Consider the following 21,719-nt stretch of genomic DNA (forward strand, 5'->3'; position numbering starts at 1 on the left):
CAATTCCCGCCCATTCTTTACAACCTGGAGGCTCTGGCAGTGAGGACAATCCATGGCTCTGGAGTAGTTGCACTGCAACCATTTTACCCATCACCGTCTAACAGACCAGTGCCCGAACCAGCGGGGCGCTGATTATAGATAATGACATAGTCATTGTAATTTTGAGTAACGCTCCAGTGGTCTGGATAGTCGACAGAGAAACGTTGAGAGGCAACGGTTTCCTTCGTTCTGAAGATGATGCTCTCTTCCTTGGCTGGTTGGGCGATCGCTTGCACAGCACAGGTTGGCATGACTATCAGCGATACACATAGGGCAAGAGATATTCGACTCAACATAAGAAACTTCTCAACCAACGCTCTAATGCTAGGAACATCTAACTTATTCAATGGGTTCGGCAACTCATCCGGGTTCTTAAATGACGCTTATGGAAACAGCCGCACGGCAGGTGTTAGTGGTTTGAAAGAATTCATAAGGACATCTTGCGTTACGGCCCACCCGGTGATGAGCATAAAACCCAGCATCGCTATCCTCAGATGCAAAGCGGAGGCCGCTGCAACCCAAATAGCTGGCCCACAAGGTGAAACAATTAGCTAACAACAGCGGCATGGCGCTGGGTTGCGGCGTCAAAAATTGGCACCAAGCTATACCCCTCTGGTGTCCACTGCCAGAGTTCTTTCAGTTCTTTTGACGTGGGTTGCTGGCCCAACCCTAGGCGGGCCAAAATAACGCGAATAATAACCTGGTTAAAGTGCTTGGGAAATCGATACTGCTCCTGAGCGTGATCTAGAAAAAAAGTTTTGTAGTAGGTCTTTAAACTACCTTCCAGCTGGGAAATTTGCTCCAGAAAGGCTTTAACCTCCCCTAACCGATGCTGATGATGGGCTAACAGCAGTTCGGCGGCATTGTTGAAATGCATGCCCTCGTCTTTAACCAGATGGTGGCCGATCTTCTGAATATTGGGCCCGAAATGTTGGTAATATTCGGCTAAATCTCGTCGGTAGGAATAGACGGAGCCAATCTCATCAAACATCAACGTCACCAGCAGCGTAAATTCGTCTTGCAGGGTGATTTGCAGCGGTTCAAAGTCATGAACCCGTTCTGAAAAGCAACAATCCATGTCAGCAAAACTTACCCCTGATAGGCTGTGATAGGTGCGTCGTAGGGCTTCGTAGTGCTTTAGTTCGTCGGTCAACCAGAGCCTCAGCATGGCCAGAAAGTCTGCTGACATGTCTGCCTGGCGCGACATCACATAGTCGTACAACGCTTGGGAGTCTCCTTCCGAGTAGACATCTCGACTGAGCAAGCTGCAAAAGTTTTGCCAAACCCCGTCGGGGGCATGGGCAAAATACTGTTCTGGAATGGAGTGATCGAGGGGAAGAACCTGATCTAAAACCCAATGGTTTTGCCCCAATTTAGGCCTGCATACCACCATCATTGCCCTCACCCGTAAAAAGACTACAGCCTGGCCTCGGTCTAAACCTCGATCTAAATACCGGCAATATAGAGCCCGTCGTCGGAGACAATGTGGGGAATGATCAGGCAGTGGCGTCCTGTAATGCGCGAGGTGTCTCCCCGCAGGATGATGCCCGCTGCCTCGCCGTTGATGACCCAGCTACCGACCATGTAGTGGTAGCCAAAGGCCTGGGGAAGTTCGATATAGTCCTGAATGACAAACCCTTCTGAACCGTAGCCCAGGGCATCCCGTTTTTCCAGTTCACCGACTCCTGTTTCAATCGAGGTGCCTACCCCCTCTAGCCCCAGCATGGGCTTCTTAACGTGCATTTCCAACATCAGCTTCGTGGCCTCGGGCGACACGTCGCTGTCGAAGTAGGTTGCTAACAAATAGGGGCGATAGTCAGAGGCTTTGAACTGGTCCCACATGAAGGCCATGGCCCCCTTATTAGAGAGCACTTGCTTCCAAAGGGGTTCGAGCACCTTTACGTCTCCGGACTCTAGGCGATGGGCCAGGGCAGGGGTTGCTTGGGTGTTGGCCATGTCGTTCTGAATGTCAGACCAGTCGTAGATTTTCCACAGCACTGGAATGCGATCGTTAACGTGGTCGACGAAGTAGCCTTCCTCATCTAGCCCCAGCCCCCGCTGCACCTCCTGGCCCTGTTCATCTTGAAGGCCCCGTAGGTAGACAATTTGGGTGTAGATGTCGCTATCCACTTCGTCATGGAGGATCTGGATCAGCTGCATGGCCATTTCTAGATCTTCCTCTAGGTTCTCATCGACTAGGAAGGAGATACCCGTTTGGCGCAGGTTATAGGCCTCAGCAATGCGCCGCCATTGACCAGCCACCATATCCCAAAATTCGTTGAACTGACTGGCGTCGTTGGGCAGGGGAAACGAACTGGTCTGTTGGTTGCGCTTGTAGTCAACCAACCAGTTCCACTGATAAATGGTTTCTGCCCCTAGCAGCGGCGTCTCACCGTTGATTTCGATCAGCTTGATCTGGCCCGCTTCGGTGACCACCAGATCAAATCGGGTGCAGAGGGAGAGGTCCTCTACCGGATCGGTGCGATCCCAGCTGGCCTTAATTGCTGGCCAGTAATCGGGGCGAATTTGCAAGGTGGCTAAACGCCGATCGACATCCCCCGGTTGGTGGTCGGTAAAGAACCAGTCTAGAAACTCTACGCACATCTGCCACAGTTGCTCGGTGGCGGCTGCGATCGCAGTTTCTTCCTGCGTATCAAACTGCAAGGCAAAGGGCTGGGGCAGGGCCTCTACCCAATACTGCTGCTTTGGATCGCTCAATACCTCAGTTTGGTATGCGTTGGCTTGGATGTGCTCCTGCCAATTGCGACGTCGGACTACCTTGAAGGGTCTCATAAGCGACTACTTTCCACCCCTACCCGTACTTTTGAAGGTTGAGCCAAATCCCTGGCTGCTGCGGCCGGTAATGGTGCCCCTAGCTGCGGTACCCGTGGGTCGTTGGGGTGCGGCTACGCTGGTGTGGCGCGGCACCGACACCGGCCCTGGACGGGTTTGGGGAACGGTGCGTCCGAAGGGGGTGACCACCTGCCCTGGCTGACTGCTGCGGAAGACGGTATGGGGTTGATAGACGCTGCGGTTGCTGCCGCCAAAATTGAGATAGACAAAGCTCGGGGAACTGTAGGGGTAAAGATAGGTGCCGCCATAGGCCGGCCGGTACCCATTGGCTTCAGCGTTTGCGGGCGTAGTTTCGCACTGCACACCCTCGGCCTGGCAGTCTGCCAGGCTGGAATATACCGGAGCGGTGCGATCGTGTTCCTGCAGGGCCGCCTGCATCTGTGGTTCGCAGTCTTCGACCTGCATTACTGGGGGAGTGGGGGGTTGGGCCAGTTGATTCTGCTGGTGGGCCTTAAGTAAGACTTGATATTCTTGCTGCTGTTGGGTAATGTCGGCTTCGCATTGCTCCGTGGTTTCGTAGAACACCGCCGGAATCTCCTCGTCGGCGTTTTGGTCGGTGGTAGTGCTGCTACTGCTCGATGTTTGGGTAGACGGTCCGCCACACCCAGCCAGCAAAGAAGCAAACACCGCCGTCAGAACTAAACTGCTGTGGAGCTGCTGTCGATAGATAGAGCGGATTTGCAGAGGCTGGGAATTGGGTTTTGGATATGCCATAGAGTCTTGCTAGAGCCGTGAGCCGTCATTCGAGCTTTCCCACTATAGCCAGCCCACTTAATAGGATCAGGCAATAATAGATTCCTGCAACAAACTCTGAAAGGTTGTCTAAAACCCATGAACCCAGGGGAATGGGAGATTAAGAGATACGTTTGCGGAGGAATGTGACCGTTTCAATCAGATTGCTGGAGCATTTCTAGAACGCATCCGCTTGAGAATCGCTGTGGGTGGATAATTCGGCGTGAAGACTAAGTCACAGCCAATAAGCTGGCCAGGTCGAGCTGAATCTTTGTGTCAATTAAGATGGTCTCACTCAGAGCTAGTCGCTCTCCAGTGATCCAAACAGCCTGGGGCTGAAACCGATAGAGCCGTCGAGGAGAAGGAGCAAGATAGTCAGCAGGCGATCGCTGTTGGCCCTTGGCCGCTCGTTTTAGCAGCAGGGAAATGACTTGCTCCACATCCTCTGTTTCTACTTCAGCCGCAGTGCCAGAGAGATAGAGCCCCTGGCCCTGGCCCTCTTCTCGATCTGTACTGTAGATAGCGATCGCTGCCCGGCCCTGGTTGGCATAGAGGTTTTGGGAGTGCTGGGCCACCATTGCAGAAGACCAGTACAAATTCCAGTCAGAATCGTAGGTAAAAAAGAGTGGAGAGACCCAGGGCATGCCATCGGCGGAGCTGGTAGAAAGGGCGCCGTAGATAGTGCTCTCAAGGATTTGTCGCGCCCTGGTAATGACCTCTGGGGTCTGACCATCAGCAGTATTGACCCAGCCGTTCTCAGCCGTAGCAATAGACATGGTTTGCAGCCCTCTGGCAAAAACTCTATTCAGAATAAGGCGCTTTGCTGGCTCATTGGTTGAACCTCATAGCCCTCAACAAACTGAGGTGATATTTTTCGAGAGCAACACGAGTCTGTTCCCCAATTTCCTGCGCTATATAAACATTCTGCGATTCAAGACTACTATCGCCTCTAGCCAAGCAAGAGGACATATTCATTGGGTTAGGAATTAGCAATTCATCTCCATCTAACAAAACTGGAGTTGGTCACCGGATGGATGAGTAATAGTCTCAACGCGCATAGGGAACAACCCTAAATCATGACAAAAATCTAATTGTGATGAACTTCTTCGTCAAACCTTCTCTCGTGGCAGTTTTGGGCGTCTAACTTTACAAAAAAGTATTGCACAAGATTCTTACCGAAAAAAGACGTCTACAGCTTTACACTCTGCAAACGTCTTTCTCAAGCCTCAATTGAAGGTATATCAGTGCTTTAGCCTTTTTCCTTCGTTCACCAACTTTACACTTTTCCTTTTATGCAGTTCAGAAAGGAATATCGTCGTAGCTGGGGGCAGGGGTAGAGGGCGGCGGGGTTACTGGAGTTGCCGGGGCCGCTGGGCGAGCGGCTGCCGGGCGGGAGGCCGCCGGACTAGGCGTGGCTGCAGGAACCGCTACGGCGGCTGGGGGAGCCATGGGCATGGTGTTGAGATCGCCCACCGCGTAGATGCGCTGCACAGTCATTTCGACCTGCTTTTCTTTGTAGCCCTGGGGGCTATCGACCACGTTCATCGCCAGACGGCCTTCCAGCAGCACTCGCTGGCCCGCCTGGTACTGGGCCTGAATGTCTTGGGCTAGGTTGCCCCAGCCAACCACCTTCATCTGTGAGGAGGGGTCGCCCTCTTTTAGCCCTGGAAACTGAACCACGAACTCGGCTACGGGAGTTTGGTTGTCGGAGGTGTAGCGCAGCTGGGGCGCCTGCACGATCTCGGCCATTAGCAGGCAATTGTTCATAGCGGCATGGGCTCCTTGATCCCCTGTTCTTTCTCAATAAAGGTTTGGACGTGCTGCTGGTATTTGGCTAGGGTGCAGTCGAGCCACTCGCGGCTCTGGCTGTTGCCATAGATATGTACTAGGGGCTCGCCCGCGTCGGGCAGCACCAGCACCCAGTCATCGGGGTTGTCACCTAAGATTTTAACGCCGTCGATCAGCTCTAAACGCTCGGGCGGATTATTTTCTACCAAATAGCGCATCAGGGCACCTTTGACGGTCCAAGGGCAGCGCAGGGTTTGCATACGGTAGGCCATGCGAGGCAGGTCTGACCAGATCTGGCCGAGCGATCGCTGCTGCAGGCTCAAAATCTCAATCAGCTTAGCAATGCAGAACATGGCGTCGAAGCCGGGGTGCAGCTCGGGGAAGATAAAGCCCATTTCGCCGCTGCCGCCCAGCACCACATTGGGGTTGCTCTGGCAGGCTTCCATTAAAGCGGTGGGGTTGGCCTTGGTGCGAATCACTCGACCGTCGTGGCGGCGGGCAATGTGCTCGATCGCCCCCGACGTGTGCACCGGCACCACAATGGTGCCGCGCGGGTGGGTGGTCAGCATCATGTGGGCCATCAGCGAGGTCAGCACTTCGCCGCGGATGCGGGTGCCCACCTCATCGACGAGAATCAGCTGTTCACCGTTGGCCGACACCTGGGCGCCAAAGGTGGCCCGCAGCGCCTGCACCACTTGACCGAGCTGGCTGAGCATTACCTCGCGCTCGTCGTTAGAGAGGGCCACCTGGCGCAGGCTGGCGTTGAGTACCACTGCGTCGCAGTCAAACTTGCCGAGAATCTGTGGCAGCACCGCTCCGGACACGGCGTAGAGGTAGTCGATCACCACTTTGGCCTGGCTATTGGTGACGGCCTCGATGTTGAGGTGCTTCTCAAAGGCGATGGTGTAGGTGGAGACTACATCGGTGGGGTTGGTGACGGTGCCGATTTCGTGAACGGGCGCTCGCCGCAGATCTTCTTTAAAGTAGGCACCCTCAATTTTCTTCTCTTTGCCCTTAGAGATATCGATGCCTTTCTCGTCAAAGAATTCGATTAGCACATAGTCGGGGCGATCGGGGTGCAGCCGCACGTGAATGCCCCCAGCAACGCCCATCGCCGCCAACATGCTGCGGGCCACCGGAATCGCCGTCGCCTCCAGGTTTTGGATGTTGATGCCGACGGACATCAGGCCTGCGATCAGCGATCGCGACACCATGCGCGAAATGCTGCGCTGGTCGCGCGAGACCGTGACGTGGGAGCCGGGCTTGAGGGTTGACCCGTAGGCTGCCCCCAGCTTGACCGCAAACTCGGGGGTAATGTCGATATTGGCCAGCCCGGCCACCCCCCGCTGGCCAAATAGATTGCGCTGCGCCGTGTTGCCCCAGATAAGGTTAATGTTCAACGTTGCACCTGACTCGATTTGCTTGCTCGGCCAGACTCGCACGCCGGGGCTGATTTGCGCCTCTTCGCCCACCGTCGATAGAGGGCCAATCACCGCCCCCTCCAGCACGTGGGAGCGGCGGTCAACCCGCGCCCCTCGGGCAATGGTGCAGGCCCGCAGGTGCACTTCATCACCCACGATCGCGCCATTCCAGACGATCGGTCGCTTGAGGTCGGCATCGCAACCAATGGTGACGTTATCACCGATCACAGTGCCCGGTTCGAGCACCGTGCGGGCACCGATGCGGCAGTTGTTGCCAATCATCACCGGCGGCTGAATCTGAACCGTTGAATCTATCTGGGTATTGTCACCGATCCACACGCCAGGAGATGTCTCAGGGTATGCATAATTGACCATCACTTTGCGGTGCAAGGCGTCGTACTGGGCTTCGCGGTAGGCCTCCAGGTGGCCGACATCGCACCAGTAGCCGTCGGCCACGTAGCCATAAATGGGTTCCCCCTTCTCCAGCAACAGGGGAAACAGATCCGTGGAGAAGTCAGACTCTTCGTTGTCGGGCAGGTAGTCGAGCACCTCGGGTTCAAGAATGTAGGTGCCGGTATTCACCGTGTCAGAAAAAATTTCGCTGGTGGAGGGCTTTTCTAAGAACCGCTTGATGCGGCCCGCTTCGTCGGTAATCACCACACCAAAGTCGACGGGGTTAGGCACCCGAGTCAGCACCAGGGTGGCCTTAGCGCCCGTTTGCCGGTGAAATGCGATCGCCGCTTTGAGGTCAAAGTCGGTGACGCTGTCGCCGCTAATCACCAAAAACGTGTCGGTGAGCAGGTCGGCAATATTCTTGACGCAGCCCGCCGTGCCCAGGGGTTGGTCTTCTTCGACGGCGTAGGTCATCTGCACGCCAAAATCGCGGCCGTCGCTAAAGTAGTTGCGCATCACATCGGGCAGGTAAAACAGGGTGGCAATTACCTCATCAATGCCGTTGCGCTTGAGCAGGTTGACGATGTGTTCGGCAATGGGGCGGTTGAGAATCGGCACCATGGGCTTGGGCAAGTCACAGGTTAGAGGCCGTAAACGGGTTCCTGAACCACCGGCCATTAGCACTGCGCGCATAGAGTCTCCTTGCTGCGTAAACATTCCTGATGGGGTTGCCCTAGACTAGCTAGGGCTCTCAACCAAACACTGACCACAACCATCGACAGGGATATCTATAACATTACTCTGGCATTGAGCCACTCAAAGATAGACTAGAGTAAATGCAAACGATTTATGCTCTGTCACGGATGAGATCTGCTTTGCTCTGCCACGACCGTTCTCTGCCGCCGCACCTCGGGGAGCAAACGTTTGGAAAAGTAAGGCAATGGCGGGCAACCGGGGGCAACGTTGGTATTGTAGAAGCATAGGTGAACCGGGTAGGAAGGAGCAGTGACTATGGGTACATTGATCGTGCTTTTGTTGGCCGGTATTTATGGCGGTGGGGCCTTTAAGTTTTGGACGGGGTTCAACCGCACCAACTTTACCGATGGCAAGGTAAAGTTCACTCTGCTATGGCCGCTGTTTTTGGCTCTCAACAAGTCGTACCGCCAAAACTTTAGCCGGGCGTTGAAAGGATGAGCCGCCTGCCCGCCGCCGACCCCTCTCCCTGGGGGGCTCAGGTACAGGCTGTTTCCCAGCGCTACGACCAGGAGTTCGCCGGTAAAGCTTTTGACTTGCCCCCCGAGGTCGAAGAAATGGCGGTGTTTCAAGACTGGATTGCCGGTACGCTGACGCCGCGCATCTCAACGCCCTTTTGGGAGTCGGTGAAGCCCCGCAAGCGCGATCGCTGTCTTGACATCGGCTGCGGCATCAGCTTTTTAATCTACCCCTGGCGCGAGTGGGATGCCCTGTTTCAGGGCCACGACATTAGCCCCGTGGCCTGCGCTGCGCTGACCGCTCGTGGCCCCCAGCTCAACTCGAAGCTGTTTAAGGGCGTCACCCAAGGTCCGGCCCACCGGCTGGAGTATGAGCCTCACACCTTTGACATGGCGATCGCTACGGGCGTTAGCTGCTACTACCCCGCCGACTACTGGGCCACGGTGCTGCAACAGGTGAAAAAAGTCATCAAGCCCGGCGGCTGGTTTTTGTTCGACGCCATCAACCCCGAAGCCGAGCTAGCCGAGCCCTGGGCCATTCTCGAAACCTACCTGGGGGCCGAGGTGCATTTAGAAGCCCTCGATCGCTGGCCCGCCCTGGTTAAAGCCGAGGGCGCACGGGTCGTTTCTACCAAAGACTATGAGCTGTTTCGCCTCTTTAAGGTGAAGTGGGACGCTTAGGAGGCAGTTTTGAGTTTTGAATTCAAAATTCAAAACTCGAAATTCAAAACTCTTCCCCTTTTCCCCACTTCCCCTGATTGCGCTACCATTAGCGGCGACATTTGGTCGGGAGGTCGCGTATGGGCTTGGGTTCAAGAAACGCCAAACTGGGGCTGGGACTGCTGCTGCTAGCTCTACTCGGCGGCTGTAATCGAGGTGCTGAGGTGTCCGACGTGGCCTCGACCCCAGCCGAGAGCACGCCCACGGCTGGGGCCGAAGCCTCAATGGAGCCGGTGGAGGATGGCGGCTATCGTTCGACGCCCATTGACCCCATTCGCACGGCTCAGCTAGTGACCCAGGGGGAGGGATCGCAGGTCAATCTGCGATCGCAGCCCACCACCCAATCTGACTCGCGGGGCTATGGCCTTGGCGGTGACGCAGTGACGCTGCTGCGCCTAGCCGAGGGCGAAGGAGGTCTGAGCTGGTACTACGTCAAGTTTGCTCAATCTGAGGCCGAGGGCTGGGTACGGGGCGACTTTATCGACACCAGTGCCCAGGCCGCCGCACCGTCTCCTACATCAGAAGAAATCACCACTGGTTCCTGTGGCGACAACCGACCGGAGGCGTTTTTTGAGACCAAATCTTTTAACATTCACCTGTGCCAAACCCCCCAGGGGTTGAGCTACATCGGCACCAACAAAACCAACAACAAAACCCTCACCACCACCGACGTGCGCAACAGCCAGGGCACCTACATCGCCATCGACGGCAACCAGCAGTACCACATTAGCGATCAGGCCCTGGCGGTTTACCAAGTGAACGGCGGTAGCTACGATCAGCTCGAAGGCGAAGACGTGATTCGCCACGAGCGTTTTTTGTATTGAGGCAGGTTTTGCGATCGCGCGGGCTTACTAACTGCTGACAGCCTGAGACCTCTACAGTCTCAGGCAACCTGGGCTATCTAGATTTAGCGCTTAGGCCATTGCTAGCTTAGTCGCAGTTGAAAAATGGGCAGTCGAAGTTAGGTACCAGACAGGGCGCTGCGGCGGCAACACCGCCTACAGCGGCAGTCAGGACCAGGGCAGAAACGGCTACCAAAGAAAGCTTTTTGAGTTGAGTAAACGGCTTCATGACGGTGTGTCTCATTGATAGGAATTGAAAATGAAAAGCCTCTTAATGAAGCTGTGAATAGCTTAAACTCTGAGGTCGGCTTGAGAGTCAATCCTCAAAATTTGGCTTAAGCTAGCTCTAGCGATCGCGGTCACTCATTTACCCTAGTCAAGCACAACTGTTATGCACCGCCTCGCTAGCGGACGGGTTACCTAGGCAATGAAGAATTTACTCAAGATAGGCGAGCTGGCTAAACAAGCCAACGTAACTGTAGCGACTATTCGCTATTACGAATCGCTACATCTACTTGAGCCGGTGAGTAAGGCAGAGAATGGCTATCGCTATTACGACGAAACGACGGTCAGCCGCTTGCAGTTTATTAAGCAGGCACAGTCACTACAGTTCTCCCTGGCTGAAATTCAGCAGGTGATAGATGTTCGCAACCAGGGAGAGCCAGTCTGCAACTTAGTAAAAGCGTTACTTGACCAAAAAATTGCCACATTAGAGCAGGAAATTCAGCAGGCCGCAACCTTGAAAACCAGGCTAGACGCCTACCGTACCAGCTGGGTGGCCCGCCCCTTAGACAATCCATCCGCCGTCAAAGTTTGCAGCCTAATCGAGGAGGTCGGTCTACCTTCCCCTGGCTAAGCGATCCTGGGCTGTCGCCATCAAACCCAACAGCCTTGATTTGCCTATGACAGGTGGGCAAAACGGTTTAAGCTAGCCTGGCGGAATCTCATCCCGCGACGGTGCCCGATTGGGTGGGGCTAAATCTACCGGAGCTGGAGCATAGGGGTCTTCATATTCTTGGGGGATTTGAGTCTCAAACTCATCTGGTAGAGGTTCAGTCTCAAATTCTCCGGGGGGGCTGAGCGGGGCGGGGTTGGTGCTGCCGCCGCCAACGGGGGCCACGGGCTGGGCCATTTCAGTGTGGATGGTTTCGGTCATGCGGCGAATGAGTTCGCTGGCACGGCCATCGTTGGCGGGGCGCTGCACCAGTACCGCCAGGGCATAGCGCTTGCCGTTGGGCACATCGACTAGGGCGACATCGCCCAGCATGGCCGAGATATCGCCGGTCTTGTTGGCCAGCAGCGAGCCATCGCGAATGCCCGAGGGAATCAAGCTTCCATTTTCGGTGCGCTGCATGATGCTGAACAGGCGATCGCGCGATCGCGGCGTCAGCAGGCCACCCTGGTCAATTAGAGCCATCAGCAGAGTCAGGTCTTTGGCGCTGGTGGTGTTGGTGCCGTCTAGATCGGGTAGGGGGTTGCGCAGCAGGGTGTGCTCTAGCCCCCAGGCGGCAAAGGTTTGGTTGAGCGCCTCAATGCCTCCCAGGGAGGCAATCATCATGTTGGTGGCGGTGTTGTCGCTGGCCACAATCATGCGGGTGGCGATCTCTAAGGCGGTGTATTCGGTGCCCACCGCTTCGCCGCGCAGGGTGCCTGAGCCATTCGCCATGTACTCTTCTTGCAGGGCCATAGATTGATTGAGGGCCAGGTTGCCCGCATCAACCTGCTGCAAAAAGGCCACCAAAATTGGCACTTTAATGGTGCTGGCCGAGGCGACGGGTTCGGCTCCGCCCAGATCAATATACTGGCCAGAGTCGAGGTCAACAGCAAAGCTGACCGGGGTGAGGCCGGGAGTAAGGGTGGCTAACTGCTCAAGCTCGCCCTTGAGGTGAGAAATTTCGCCGGTCAGGCGCAGGTCGGTCACGGTGGCGGCGGTGCCCTGCACTAGCGAACCGGCGGTGCGGCCAGGGTTGGCCTGGGCCGGTGGGGTTTCACCGGGGGCAGCCACGTTGCTGGGGCTGAGCACCGAGAGCAGAGTGCCTGCGATCGCCGCTACCCCCACCCCCAAAATAATCAGTCGAATCAGGTAGAGCAGCGGCAGGGGTGGGTTAGCCAGCCGTCGTCGGGCCTTGGCCGCCCGCGATCGCCGAGGCGACGGCGGATTATTGCTCGTGCCGCTGGAGTTTGAGGACTCTTCCAGCGCACCGGGGGTCGATAGGCCAGACCGCTGGGATGGGGAAGAGGTAGGGGCGATCGCCGTACGCCGAGACTGGGGGCGTAGAGGGGTGACGTTGGGGGGCAGTGCCCTGGCCGCAGTTGCCCCCCTAGACGGAGCGACAGCGCCGTTGGGGTTCAAGGTGCTGGGGTGAATGCTGTGGGGATGCATTTGCAGCGGCGGGGCTCCGGGGCGAGGTGCGATCGGCGGAGCCGCCTGATTTAGGGGAGCCGGGCGCGGTTCAAAGACCTGCCCCTTGGGGGCAGTGGGTCTGGGTCTGCTAGGCGGCGGTTGGGCTGGCCCCCGACGGAAGGCCGGCAGCGAGGCATTGCGGGCGGCGGGGCGAATGACCGGCTCGATCTCGGGCTCTACAGAGGCCGGGCCAAAGTCGGGGGCGAGCTGCTGGTGCTGTCGCCACTGGTTGCGACGGCGAGCCACAGGCGACGTGCGCGGCTGCCCGTCACGGCCCCAACCGCCAGGTTCGGCCTCGCCCGGCAGCTGAAGCCCATCGCGGCTTGAGCTAGGCCCTGGGTTCGACTCTCCCCAGGGCGAACCCGCCTCAGGACGGCCTGCCGAAAATGGATTGCGAGGATCGTCGTACTGTGCCATGGTCTTTCGCCCTGTACCTTTCGCCCTGTGTGCCCGTTCACCCGTTTGCCGCTGCGATCGAGGGTTAGTCGTTTTTGGAAGCCTGACCGGCCGCCCAGTTGATCTGCCGCAAAACGCCCCTAAGCATAGCCAATTCTTGGCGATCGGGACCGGCTCGATGCAGCAATCGCCGCAGTTTAGCCATGCGGCTTGCGGCGGTATGGGGGTAAAGATAACCGATTTTCAGCAAAACGATTTCCAAATCTTGATAAAAGCCCTCCATCTGCTCTAAAGGTGCTAAATGTCCCGCCGTCGCGGCCACCCCCACCGTCGGAAACGAGTCTCCTAGCGCCTCAGCGATCGCCGCTCGATGGAGCAAATAGGCACAGACCGCCACCGCCTGGGCTAGGTTCAGCGACGGATAGCGATCGCTAGCCGGAATGCGCACCCAGCGCTGGGCATAGATCAGCTCGTCGTTGCTCAGCCCCCGATCTTCGGGGCCAAAGATTAGGGCGGCGGCAAAACTCTCTGCTGGTGTAGGGGGCAGCAGCCAGGGTAGGGCGGTCTCCGGTAGCTCTAAGGGCTGGTCTTGGCGGTGCAGACGACCAGTGGTGGCGATCGCCCGCTCACACCCCGCGATCGCCTCGGGCAGGCTCGACACCGTAGTCGCCGCCTCCAGCACATCGCCGCCGTGCACCGCCATGCGCTGGGCCTCCTCCTCAGCCGGGTCACATTGAGGATTGACCAGCACCAGATGGCGCAAACCCATATTCTTCATTACCCGCGCCGCTGCGCCCACGTTAAGAGGCCCCGCTGGCTCGACCAGGACAATGCGGATTTGGTCTAGCTGCCAAAGGGACATGGGGAGTGGAGTAGGGTTCAAGGTACAAGGTACAGGGTTTACGGCGTCGCCTTGAACCTTAAACCCTGTACCTCAACCCCTCTGGCCTACAGTCCTACCCTGCCTCATCCTCAAACCGATACCCCACGCCGGTCACGGTTTTGACAAAAGTAGGCTGCGACGAGTCGGGTTCAACCTTTTTGCGCAGGCGGGCAATGTGGGTATCAACAACCCGTTCGTCACCAAAGAAATCTTCGCCCCAGAGTTTTTCAATTAGGTGGTGGCGGCTCCAGACCCGGCCGGGATAACTCATGAAGGTGGCCAGCAGGTCAAACTCCAGCGGGGTGAGATCGAGCAGTTCTAAGTCGCCAGAGTCAACCTGACGGTGGGCAGTGCGCTGGTCAAGATCGAGACTGAAGTGGGCAGTGCGGTAGGTCTGAGCAGGGGCCTCTTGGCTGTGGCGCAGGCTGCGGCGCAGCAGGGCGCGCACTCGGGCCACCAGTTCTCTGGGGCTAAAGGGCTTGACCAGATAGTCGTCGGCCCCGGTAGATAGACCAATGATGCGATCGATTTCTTCGCCCCGGGCGGTGAGCATGAGAATGTAGGGATCTTTGGCCCCCGGCCCTTGGCGCACCCTGGCGCACACCTCTAAGCCGTCGAGCTTGGGCAGCATGACGTCGAGAATCATCAGATCGGGCTGGAGGGTCTGCTGGTAGCGCAGGGCGGTTTCACCGTCGTCGCAGACCTCACAGGTAAAGCCCTCTTTTTCGAGGTAAAGCCGAATCAGGCGAGCAATTTCGGCTTCGTCTTCCACAATTAGAATCAGCACCGCAATCTATCACCCCAGATATCTTGTCGCAGAATATCAACCTTGCACTAGCATACTCACTAAGGAAGTCCCTGCCCTACTCGGGCTAGTCCCTGGGCTCAACCATAAACCAGATGCTGGGAGCCGCCGCACCGGTATGACTCAGGGTTGAGCCTAGGCCTGGGGCACTTTAAACGGCCCAGAATTCTCCACCTGGGTTGTTCGATTTGGTCGTTCACGCTTTGGAGCATTACGGCTTGGGGCAATATCCATCGGTACGCTATGACCTCACTATCACCCTCTACCCACATCGGCTTTGAACCGCTGCAGCGAGCCTTTGCCGCCTACCTTAAAGAGACCTGCCTCTACCCTGGGCTGACCCTCGACTGCTCCGAGCGAGCGGGGCGGTTGCTGCTGCTGGCGGAGCACAGAGCCCCTGAGGTGGGTACGCCCAGAGACTTACTGAAAGAGCTGGAGTCGGCGTTTCGAGAGCTGGTGCCGACAGTGGGGCTGCCGGAGGCCGACTGGGCAACGGTCGATGCTCTAGCGGTGCGGGTTTACCTCAAGCTCAAGTCGGTTGCCCAGCCCTACGCTATGCACACCTTTACCTGGCACCCCCAGGATGCAGTGCAGGTGATTTTTCCAGTAATCGCTGCGCCCCCTGAGATCGATACTGACGTTGACACTGGCGTCGATGCCGCCTTTGACCTCCCTAACAGCCTACCCGACGATCTAGCTGACGCTGCGGCTATTGATCCCGACCTCAGTGCTGCCAAGGCCAACACCAGAACCAATTCCCCTGGGCTTGGGTTTAGCGATGCGGCCCTGGCGTTACCTGATACGGCGGTGCAGCCGCCCGCAGGGCCAGGGTGGGGGCAGCGCAGCCAGGGCTGGGCTCGCCACGGGCTGCGATCGCTGCGGGACTACTGGAGCTATGGCCTAGCGGGGCTAATTTTGGTGGGCAGCGGGGCCTGCGGCTACGCCCTGTCGCGCCCCTGCGTGGTCGGCAGCTGCGATCGCCTCGAGCAAGCCACCGAGCACTACAATTTGGCCCAGGCCACTCTTTTAGTCGGCGACCCAACCGGCGACGACCTGGCCACAGCCCAGGCCGACCTCCAAACGGCGATCGATATGCTGACCCCCATTCCCACCTGGTCGGCTCACTATGACGTAGCCCAGGGCGACCTGGCGCGCTACGAGGGCAACATTGTCTTCCTTAACGCCATTGTTCGCGCCCAGGCGCTGGCCAACGAGGCGGCTAACCTGAGTCAATCCCCACCTCATCCAGTGGAGCGTTGGGTGAAGGTACATATGCTCTGGCAGCAGGCGATCGACCAGCTCAGCACCGTTTCTGCCGACAGCCCGGCCTTTGACTACAGCCAGCAAAAACTGCGCGAATATCGGGCTAACTACAGCGCCATTGGTCGCCGCATCGTCGCCGAAGAGGAGGCCGAAGCCAACTTTAACACCGCCATTCAAACCGGCGATCTGGCTCGTCAGCGCATGGAAACCGCCAATTCCCTAGCGGGCTGGCAACTGGCCGCCAAGGAGTGGCAAGCCGCTATTAACGGGCTGTCGCTGATTCCTCAAGGCACGATGGTCTATGACGAAGCCCGGGCTCAGCTCAGAGACTACCAAGCCCAGCTTAACCGCGCCAGCAACCGCTCTACCCTAGAGGAGGCCGGTGCCCAAAACTACCACCAGGCGGTGCAGGCCGCCCGCAGTGCCGCCGCTGCTGAGGCCAAAGGCCAGTGGACTCTGGCGGTGACCCAATGGCGTCAGGCGGTGGCCAGCGCCCAGCAAATTCCTGGCGACACCATTTTGGCGGAGGAGAGCGGGGTGCTGCTAGAGACCTATCAGCCGGCCCTGGCCAATGCCCAAAATCGCCTTCGCACCGCCGTGGCTCTGCAAACGCTAACCACTAACCTAGCCCAGCTCTGCGAATCTTCGGCCACCCCCTGCACGGTGCGCGAAGACGCCAGCCAAATTCGCGTGGTGCTCTCTAGCCAGCACGCCGAGCCTCTGCGCCAGGCCATTACCCCCCCGGCCGCGGACGGCACCTTTGCCTTTACCAACCAGCTCAACCCCAACTCCCAGCAGCTGATCGAGCAAATTATTACTACCAGCCATCAGGTTGACCGTCAGGTGGCGGTGTATGACGCCCAGGGTGGGTTTGTGGCTCGCTACCGGCCCGACCTAGGTGGGTTTATTAAAAATTAGAGCAGAGCTAAATAGCTACAGGGGAAGCCAATTTAATCTGGTTTTTGCCGTTGTACTTAGCGGCGTAGAGGGCTGCGTCGGCCTGTTGGTAGCTTTCGGCAACGCCCTGGTCGGAGGTAAAACCACTGAGGCCAATGCTGACCGAAACCAGTGGGCAACGGCTGAGCGGTTGGAGCTGGGGCATAGTGATCTGCAAAATCTCTTGGCGAATGACCTCGGCCTTGTCCAGGGCCTCTTCGGGCAGACAGCCCACCATCAGCAGGGCAAACTCGTCACCGCCGATGCGGGCCGCCAAGTCGGTGGTGCGAATTTGGCGGCTAAGCACCTGACCAACGGCCTGAAGCAGCTGGTCGCCCGCGCTGTGGCCATAGGTGTCGTTAATGTCTTTAAACCCGTCTAGGTCGAGCAGCATAAGGGTGTGCTCCGTTGCCCCAGGTTGGTATACCAAGGCCGTCAGGGCGGCCTCTAGCCCCCGACGGTTGGCAATGCCGGTGAGGGAATCCTGCTCCACCAGCGCCCGAATGGTGACTAGATCTTTGTGAGTGTTGAGTAGCTGCGGCACCAAGCCCCTGAGGTCCCAGGCGGTGTAGAGGCTGACCACGGCGGTGACCCAAGTCCAAGCGCCTTCAAGCCAGTAGTTGGTGTGCCAGATATTCCACACGCGCAGGCCGTGGCCAATGCCACAGCTAAAAATAAAGGCCGCAAAGAGCAGCAGCACCGGCCGAATCTGGAGGTCGATATGCTGTCGGTTGAGCAGCAGCAGCAGCGGAATCGAAAGATAGGCGACGGCGACGGCTAGGTCGCCGGCCACATGCAGGGATGTCAGCTGGGGATCCCACAGGAAACAGGATCCGTGGGGCATAAGAGCAATCATGGGAAACACAACTAAGGGAACAGGCGTTACACCTGCGATAGGTAGTTGGGCCTACCGCTCATGTCATGGCACCACTGCGCACAACGGTAGGGCAACATCGTGTAACCACAGACCTTTAACCTTTACCAAAAGAAACTAGGGCGGCAAGGGTATAAAGCCTTAATTCAGACAAAGGTTTTCTCTGTACACTCTGAATGGCCCTAGAATTCCCCCCATGACACTATTGCAAACGCCTCTCTATTCTGCCTGCGTCGATCAAAAGGCACGCATGACTGAGTTTGCTGGCTGGTCGATGCCCGTGCAGTTTGGCGGCATTAAGCAAGAGCACCAGGCAGTGCGACAGCGCGCTGGGCTGTTTGACATCTCCCACATGGGCAAATTTGAGCTGCGGGGGCCGGGGGTGATGGCTGCCCTGCAAACCCTGGTGCCCTCTAACCTAGACCGGCTCACCCAGGGCCAAGCCCAGTACACCGTGCTGCTCAACTCCGAGGGCGGCATTGTCGACGATCTGATTGTCTACCTGAAGTCGCCGCCCGCTTCAGGGACGGGTTGGGAGACTGTGGCGCTGATTGTCAATGCTGCCACCACTGACAAGGATAAAACCTGGCTGCTGGAGCATCTCGCGGGTACGGGGATAGAGCTGGTGGATGAATCGCGCGATCGCGCCCTAATCTCTCTCCAGGGGCCTGCCGCCGCCGCCCTGCTCCAGCTCCACACCACTCTCGATTTGAGCGCTCTAGGCCGATTTGCCCACCGAGACACAGCCCTGCTGGGGCAACTCGCCTGGGTCGCCCGCACCGGCTATACCGGCGAAGACGGCTTTGAAATCATGACCGACCCCGACACCGCTCTGGCCCTGTGGCAGACGCTGACTGAGGCCGGTGCTGCCCCCTGCGGCCTTGGCGCGCGCGATACCCTGCGATTGGAGGCCGCCATGGCCCTCTACGGCCAAGACATCGACGACACCACCAGCCCCCTAGAGGGGGGTCTAGGCTGGTTGGTGCATCTAGACGAGAAAGGGGATTTTATGGGGCGATCGGTGCTTGAGCAACAGCGGGCCGAGGGCGTCAGCCGCCGCCTGGTGGGCCTAGCTATGGATGGTCGCCACATCGCCCGCCACGACTACCCGGTGCTATATCAGGGCGATCGCGTCGGCACCGTCACCAGCGGCACCCTGGCCCCCACGCTAAATGTCCCCATTGCCCTGGCCTACGTCGCCGCTCCCCTGGCCAAGGTAGGGCAGGCCCTTGAGGTCGAAGTGCGCGGTGAACCCCAAGGGGCGACGGTGGTGAAGCGGCCGTTTTATCGGGCGAAATAAAGTTTTGAATGTTGAATTTTGAGTTTTGAATGCTGTGGGTACAACAAAAACTCAAAATTTCTCCTTGGGAGACGCTTCGCGAACAAAACTAAGCACTCAAAACTCTTTCCCTATCCTTTCCCTGCGCCAAAACCGCCGTCTCATGGCACACTGGCACTGGATTCTATCCACTCTGTACGATAGCTGCGCGACCAACTACTTTCCCTGGGGCAATGTGAGGTTTACGCCATGGCATTTGAATATCCCGAAACCCTGAAATATCTCGACAGCCACGAATATGCCCGCGCCGATGACGACGAAGGCATTGTCACCGTGGGCATTACCGCCTTTGCCATTGACCAACTGGGGGATATTGTTTTCTTAGAATTGCCCGAGATTGGCGACAGCCTCGAAAAGGGCGAAAAATTTGGCACGGTGGAGTCGGTCAAGGCGGTAGAAGAGCTGAAATCGCCGGTTTCTGGTGAGGTGCTAGAGCGCAACGAAGTGCTGATTGAAGCGCCTGAGCAGATTGGCGATGACCCCTACGGCGACGGCTGGTTGGTTAAAATCAGGGCTAGCGACCTCGACGATCTCGACGACGCCCTTACCGCCGAGGAGTACAAAGACCAGGTGGGTGGCTAGGGCATTGCGTTTGGGCAGGACATGGCTATACTAGGGCTGACTTTCACGGTGCCTTCGGCTGGGCGGGTTGAACCACCCGATACAATAGCCGCAGCGACGCCAATCTCGGGGAGCGGGTATGGCTTCAGACCAAGACACCTCTGAGCGACCGATTTATCCAGGGCGGGCCAATGGGTCTGCTCGGCCTGTGCCGCTGCCTCCGGGGCTGCCTGTTCGTGACCCAGGGCCGCCCCGCTACGATCCTCTAGCCGAACTGCGGCAGCGGGCCGATGACGGTGCTGCTGTCCCCCCCCCGCGATCGCCGCGTCGCACCCTGGTGCAGCGGCTAGCAAAAACCTGGCCCGTCTGGTCGGTGGGTGTCTTGGTGCTGGTGTCTGGGGTGGGGGCAATGTCGGCCATCAGCCTGTTTCGGATTCCTAACCTGCCCAACTGCCGGGCGATATTTTGGCCGACGGCGGCAGCGACCACCCGATTGCAGTGTGCCGAAGCCTACGCGGAGCAGGCTACGGTGGAGGGCTATTTAGAGGCGATCGCCCTACTGGAGTCTTTGCCTTCCGATCACCCCCTGCGCGGCGAAATCGACCTGCGCATTGAAGATTGGTCTGAAGAGATTCTGGCGCTGGCCGAGACCACGTTTCAGGCGGGCGATTTGACTGAGGCGATCGCGATCGCCCAACGCATTCCTAACCACACCGCTGCTGCCCAGCTCGTCAGCCAGCAGGTCAGCGACTGGAACCAAATCTGGAAAGACGCTGAAACCCTTTACCAGGCCGCCGAGGCTGACCTCAAGGCGCTGGCCTTTCAGGATGCCTTTGCCAAGGCCATTCAGCTGCTGGATGTGGACAACACCTACTGGAAAACCACTAAGTACGACGAGCTGACCACCAAAATTACTGCCGCCCGCGAAGACCTCAACAAGCTCGGCAAAGCCAAAGAGTTGGCCCGGCAGCGCACGCTCAAAGCCATGGAGGAGGCCCTAGAGATCGCCCAGGGCATCGATAGCAAGAGCCCGGTCTACGCTGAAGCGCAGACGGTAATTCGCCAGTTTGGGCGCGACCTGCTGGATATGGCTGAATCGGCCCTAGAGCGGCGCGATGCCGAGGTGGCAGGGCAAATGCTAGAGGCGATTCCGGCGGCGCTGAACATGGGGGCCGAGATTGCCGATATGCGCACTTTCATCGACGCTACCCAGCTGTCGTGGCAGGGCGGCATTAGCGGGCTAGAGGGAGCGATTGTGCGACTCCAGAGCATTGGGGCCGATCGCCCCCTCTACGGCAAGGCCCAAGGCCTCATGCGCCGCTGGCAGGAGGAAGTGCAGGGGCGATCGCAGCTAGAGTGGGCCCGACAGGTGGCGCTGCCCGGCACCGTCGTCGACCTTCAGGCCGCTATCATTGAGGCCCAAAAAGTGTCCCGCGCTAACCCCGCCTGGGATGACACCGAGGCTCAAATTGGCCGCTGGCGGGGCCAGATCGAAACCGCCGAAGACCGCCCCATTCTCAGCCAGGCCCAGCAGCAGGCCCAGGTGGGAGATCTGGCCGGGGCGATCGCCACCGCCCGCCAGATCGGCTCTGGCCGCGCCCTCTACGACGAAGCTCAGTCAGAGATCAACCAGTGGCGCACCAATCTCCAACGGGCCGAAGACGGTCCTCTGCTGGCCCAGGCCCGCCAGCTCGCCGCCCAGGGCCGATTAGCTGAAGCTGTGGCCGTGGCCTCGCGCATTGGCTCAGGCCGCGCTCTGCACAGCGATGCCCAGGCCAACATTCAAACTTGGCGAGGTCAACTTCAGGGACAGCAGCTGTTGCAGCAGGCCTACCAGGCGGCCCAGCTAGGTACGGTGGGTGCCCTGGTGGATGCAGTGCGCCTGGCCCAGCAGGTGCCCGAGAATAGTCTTCAACGGGCCGAAGCGACCCAGGCCCTCACCCGCTGGAGCTGGGATATCTTGCGCCTGGCCGAAACCGAAGCCGTGACCAACCCCCGTCGGGCGATCGCCCTGGCCGAGGCCGTGCCTGCCCAAACCGAAGCCTATGCCCAAGCCCAGCTGCGCCTGCGTGAGTGGCGCGCCGCCCTAGAACCCCAAGGCGGCATGACCATGCCTTAAGGGGCAATCCCCTGGCAACGGCAGTGCCCCAGGCGGGAGATCTACCTGCTGGCAGGTAGATCTCCCGCCTGGGGTCGATCAATTGGGCCCATACTCCACTAAGATTTTCCTAAGCATTCGCGGTTGTTTAGCGCTATCCA

General features: G+C 58.3%; 20 protein-coding genes. 8 read left to right on the forward strand and 12 right to left on the reverse strand.

Annotation, left to right across the window (positions count from 1 at the left end):
* Positions 1 to 83: 83 nt before the first annotated feature.
* The 7 genes from H6F57_RS25560 to H6F57_RS25590 form a co-directional block, all read right to left on the reverse strand.
* Positions 84 to 290 carry a hypothetical protein gene (locus H6F57_RS25560; protein WP_190631911.1) on the reverse strand — a complete coding sequence of 69 codons (207 nt, stop codon included), beginning with the start codon at positions 288 to 290 and terminating at the stop codon, positions 84 to 86.
* Positions 291 to 586: 296 nt separating this feature from the next.
* Positions 587 to 1,411, reverse strand: a complete 825-nt coding sequence (locus H6F57_RS25565; RefSeq protein WP_199290031.1) for a hypothetical protein — start codon at positions 1,409 to 1,411, stop codon at positions 587 to 589.
* A gap of 74 nt (positions 1,412 to 1,485) precedes the next feature.
* Complete coding sequence (locus H6F57_RS25570) at positions 1,486 to 2,832, reverse strand: glutathionylspermidine synthase family protein (RefSeq protein ID WP_190631915.1); 1,347 nt, start codon at positions 2,830 to 2,832, stop codon at positions 1,486 to 1,488.
* A gap of 6 nt (positions 2,833 to 2,838) precedes the next feature.
* Positions 2,839 to 3,606 carry a DUF1190 domain-containing protein gene (locus H6F57_RS25575; protein ID WP_199290032.1) on the reverse strand — a complete coding sequence of 256 codons (768 nt, stop codon included), beginning with the start codon at positions 3,604 to 3,606 and terminating at the stop codon, positions 2,839 to 2,841.
* A gap of 248 nt (positions 3,607 to 3,854) precedes the next feature.
* The gene (locus H6F57_RS25580; protein WP_190631918.1) at positions 3,855 to 4,400 is read right to left on the reverse strand and encodes a pyridoxamine 5'-phosphate oxidase family protein; all 546 of its coding nucleotides are present in this window, start codon (positions 4,398 to 4,400) and stop codon (positions 3,855 to 3,857) included.
* Between the two features lie 523 nt (positions 4,401 to 4,923).
* Positions 4,924 to 5,391, reverse strand: a complete 468-nt coding sequence (locus H6F57_RS25585; RefSeq protein ID WP_190631919.1) for a single-stranded DNA-binding protein — start codon at positions 5,389 to 5,391, stop codon at positions 4,924 to 4,926.
* Positions 5,388 to 7,919, reverse strand: a complete 2,532-nt coding sequence (locus tag H6F57_RS25590) for a mannose-1-phosphate guanyltransferase (RefSeq protein WP_190631921.1) — start codon at positions 7,917 to 7,919, stop codon at positions 5,388 to 5,390. Before H6F57_RS25590 ends, H6F57_RS25585 begins: the two co-directional genes overlap by 4 nt.
* Positions 7,920 to 8,237: 318 nt before the next feature.
* Here H6F57_RS25590 and H6F57_RS25595 point away from each other — a divergent pair, with 318 nt between their 5' ends.
* From H6F57_RS25595 to H6F57_RS25605, 3 genes are all read left to right on the forward strand, one after another.
* Entirely contained in the window at positions 8,238 to 8,420 is a 183-nt protein-coding gene (locus H6F57_RS25595) for a hypothetical protein (protein ID WP_190631923.1), read from the forward strand.
* Complete coding sequence (locus H6F57_RS25600) at positions 8,417 to 9,118, forward strand: class I SAM-dependent methyltransferase (protein WP_190631925.1); 702 nt, start codon at positions 8,417 to 8,419, stop codon at positions 9,116 to 9,118. The genes H6F57_RS25595 and H6F57_RS25600 overlap by 4 nt, the downstream gene beginning before the upstream one ends.
* A gap of 119 nt (positions 9,119 to 9,237) precedes the next feature.
* Positions 9,238 to 9,981 (forward strand): SH3 domain-containing protein, encoded by a 744-nt coding sequence (locus H6F57_RS25605; protein WP_190631927.1) that lies wholly within the window; start codon positions 9,238 to 9,240, stop codon positions 9,979 to 9,981.
* A 106-nt stretch (positions 9,982 to 10,087) separates the two neighbouring features.
* Here H6F57_RS25605 and H6F57_RS25610 read toward each other — a convergent pair whose 3' ends face one another.
* A complete protein-coding gene (locus H6F57_RS25610) occupies positions 10,088 to 10,243 on the reverse strand; it encodes a porin (protein ID WP_190795049.1) in 156 nt (51 codons plus the stop codon).
* 183 nt (positions 10,244 to 10,426) lie between these two features.
* Between H6F57_RS25610 and H6F57_RS25615 the strand changes: the two genes are divergently transcribed.
* Complete coding sequence (locus H6F57_RS25615; RefSeq protein WP_190631929.1) at positions 10,427 to 10,855, forward strand: heavy metal-responsive transcriptional regulator; 429 nt, start codon at positions 10,427 to 10,429, stop codon at positions 10,853 to 10,855.
* 72 nt (positions 10,856 to 10,927) lie between these two features.
* Here H6F57_RS25615 and H6F57_RS25620 read toward each other — a convergent pair whose 3' ends face one another.
* The 3 genes from H6F57_RS25620 to H6F57_RS25630 form a co-directional block, all read right to left on the reverse strand.
* Positions 10,928 to 12,820: a serine hydrolase gene (locus tag H6F57_RS25620; RefSeq protein ID WP_190631930.1), complete on the reverse strand. Its 1,893-nt coding sequence runs from the start codon at positions 12,818 to 12,820 to the stop codon at positions 10,928 to 10,930.
* Positions 12,821 to 12,884: 64 nt separating this feature from the next.
* Positions 12,885 to 13,661 carry an RNA methyltransferase gene (locus H6F57_RS25625; protein WP_190631932.1) on the reverse strand — a complete coding sequence of 259 codons (777 nt, stop codon included), beginning with the start codon at positions 13,659 to 13,661 and terminating at the stop codon, positions 12,885 to 12,887.
* A gap of 94 nt (positions 13,662 to 13,755) precedes the next feature.
* Positions 13,756 to 14,469: a response regulator gene (locus H6F57_RS25630; protein ID WP_190631934.1), complete on the reverse strand. Its 714-nt coding sequence runs from the start codon at positions 14,467 to 14,469 to the stop codon at positions 13,756 to 13,758.
* Positions 14,470 to 14,730: 261 nt separating this feature from the next.
* On the opposite strand from H6F57_RS25630, the gene H6F57_RS25635 reads away from it, so the two are divergent.
* Positions 14,731 to 16,668: a hypothetical protein gene (locus tag H6F57_RS25635; RefSeq protein ID WP_190631936.1), complete on the forward strand. Its 1,938-nt coding sequence runs from the start codon at positions 14,731 to 14,733 to the stop codon at positions 16,666 to 16,668.
* Between the two features lie 7 nt (positions 16,669 to 16,675).
* On the opposite strand, the gene H6F57_RS25640 is transcribed toward H6F57_RS25635, so the two are convergent.
* Positions 16,676 to 17,542: a GGDEF domain-containing protein gene (locus H6F57_RS25640; protein WP_190631938.1), complete on the reverse strand. Its 867-nt coding sequence runs from the start codon at positions 17,540 to 17,542 to the stop codon at positions 16,676 to 16,678.
* 214 nt (positions 17,543 to 17,756) lie between these two features.
* On the opposite strand from H6F57_RS25640, the gene gcvT reads away from it, so the two are divergent.
* The 3 genes from gcvT to H6F57_RS25655 all read left to right on the forward strand — a co-directional run bounded on the left by gcvT (position 17,757) and on the right by H6F57_RS25655 (position 21,579).
* Complete coding sequence (gcvT, locus tag H6F57_RS25645; RefSeq protein WP_190631940.1) at positions 17,757 to 18,860, forward strand: glycine cleavage system aminomethyltransferase GcvT; 1,104 nt, start codon at positions 17,757 to 17,759, stop codon at positions 18,858 to 18,860.
* A 228-nt stretch (positions 18,861 to 19,088) separates the two neighbouring features.
* Complete coding sequence (gene gcvH, locus H6F57_RS25650; protein ID WP_190631941.1) at positions 19,089 to 19,481, forward strand: glycine cleavage system protein GcvH; 393 nt, start codon at positions 19,089 to 19,091, stop codon at positions 19,479 to 19,481.
* Between the two features lie 118 nt (positions 19,482 to 19,599).
* Positions 19,600 to 21,579, forward strand: coding sequence for a chromosome segregation ATPase (locus H6F57_RS25655; RefSeq protein WP_190631943.1), 1,980 nt, complete (start codon positions 19,600 to 19,602; stop codon positions 21,577 to 21,579).
* Positions 21,580 to 21,719 lie beyond the last annotated feature (140 nt).

It is taken from the genome of Leptolyngbya sp. FACHB-60 (assembly GCF_014695775.1).
Lineage (GTDB): Bacteria > Cyanobacteriota > Cyanobacteriia > Phormidesmidales > Phormidesmidaceae > Nodosilinea.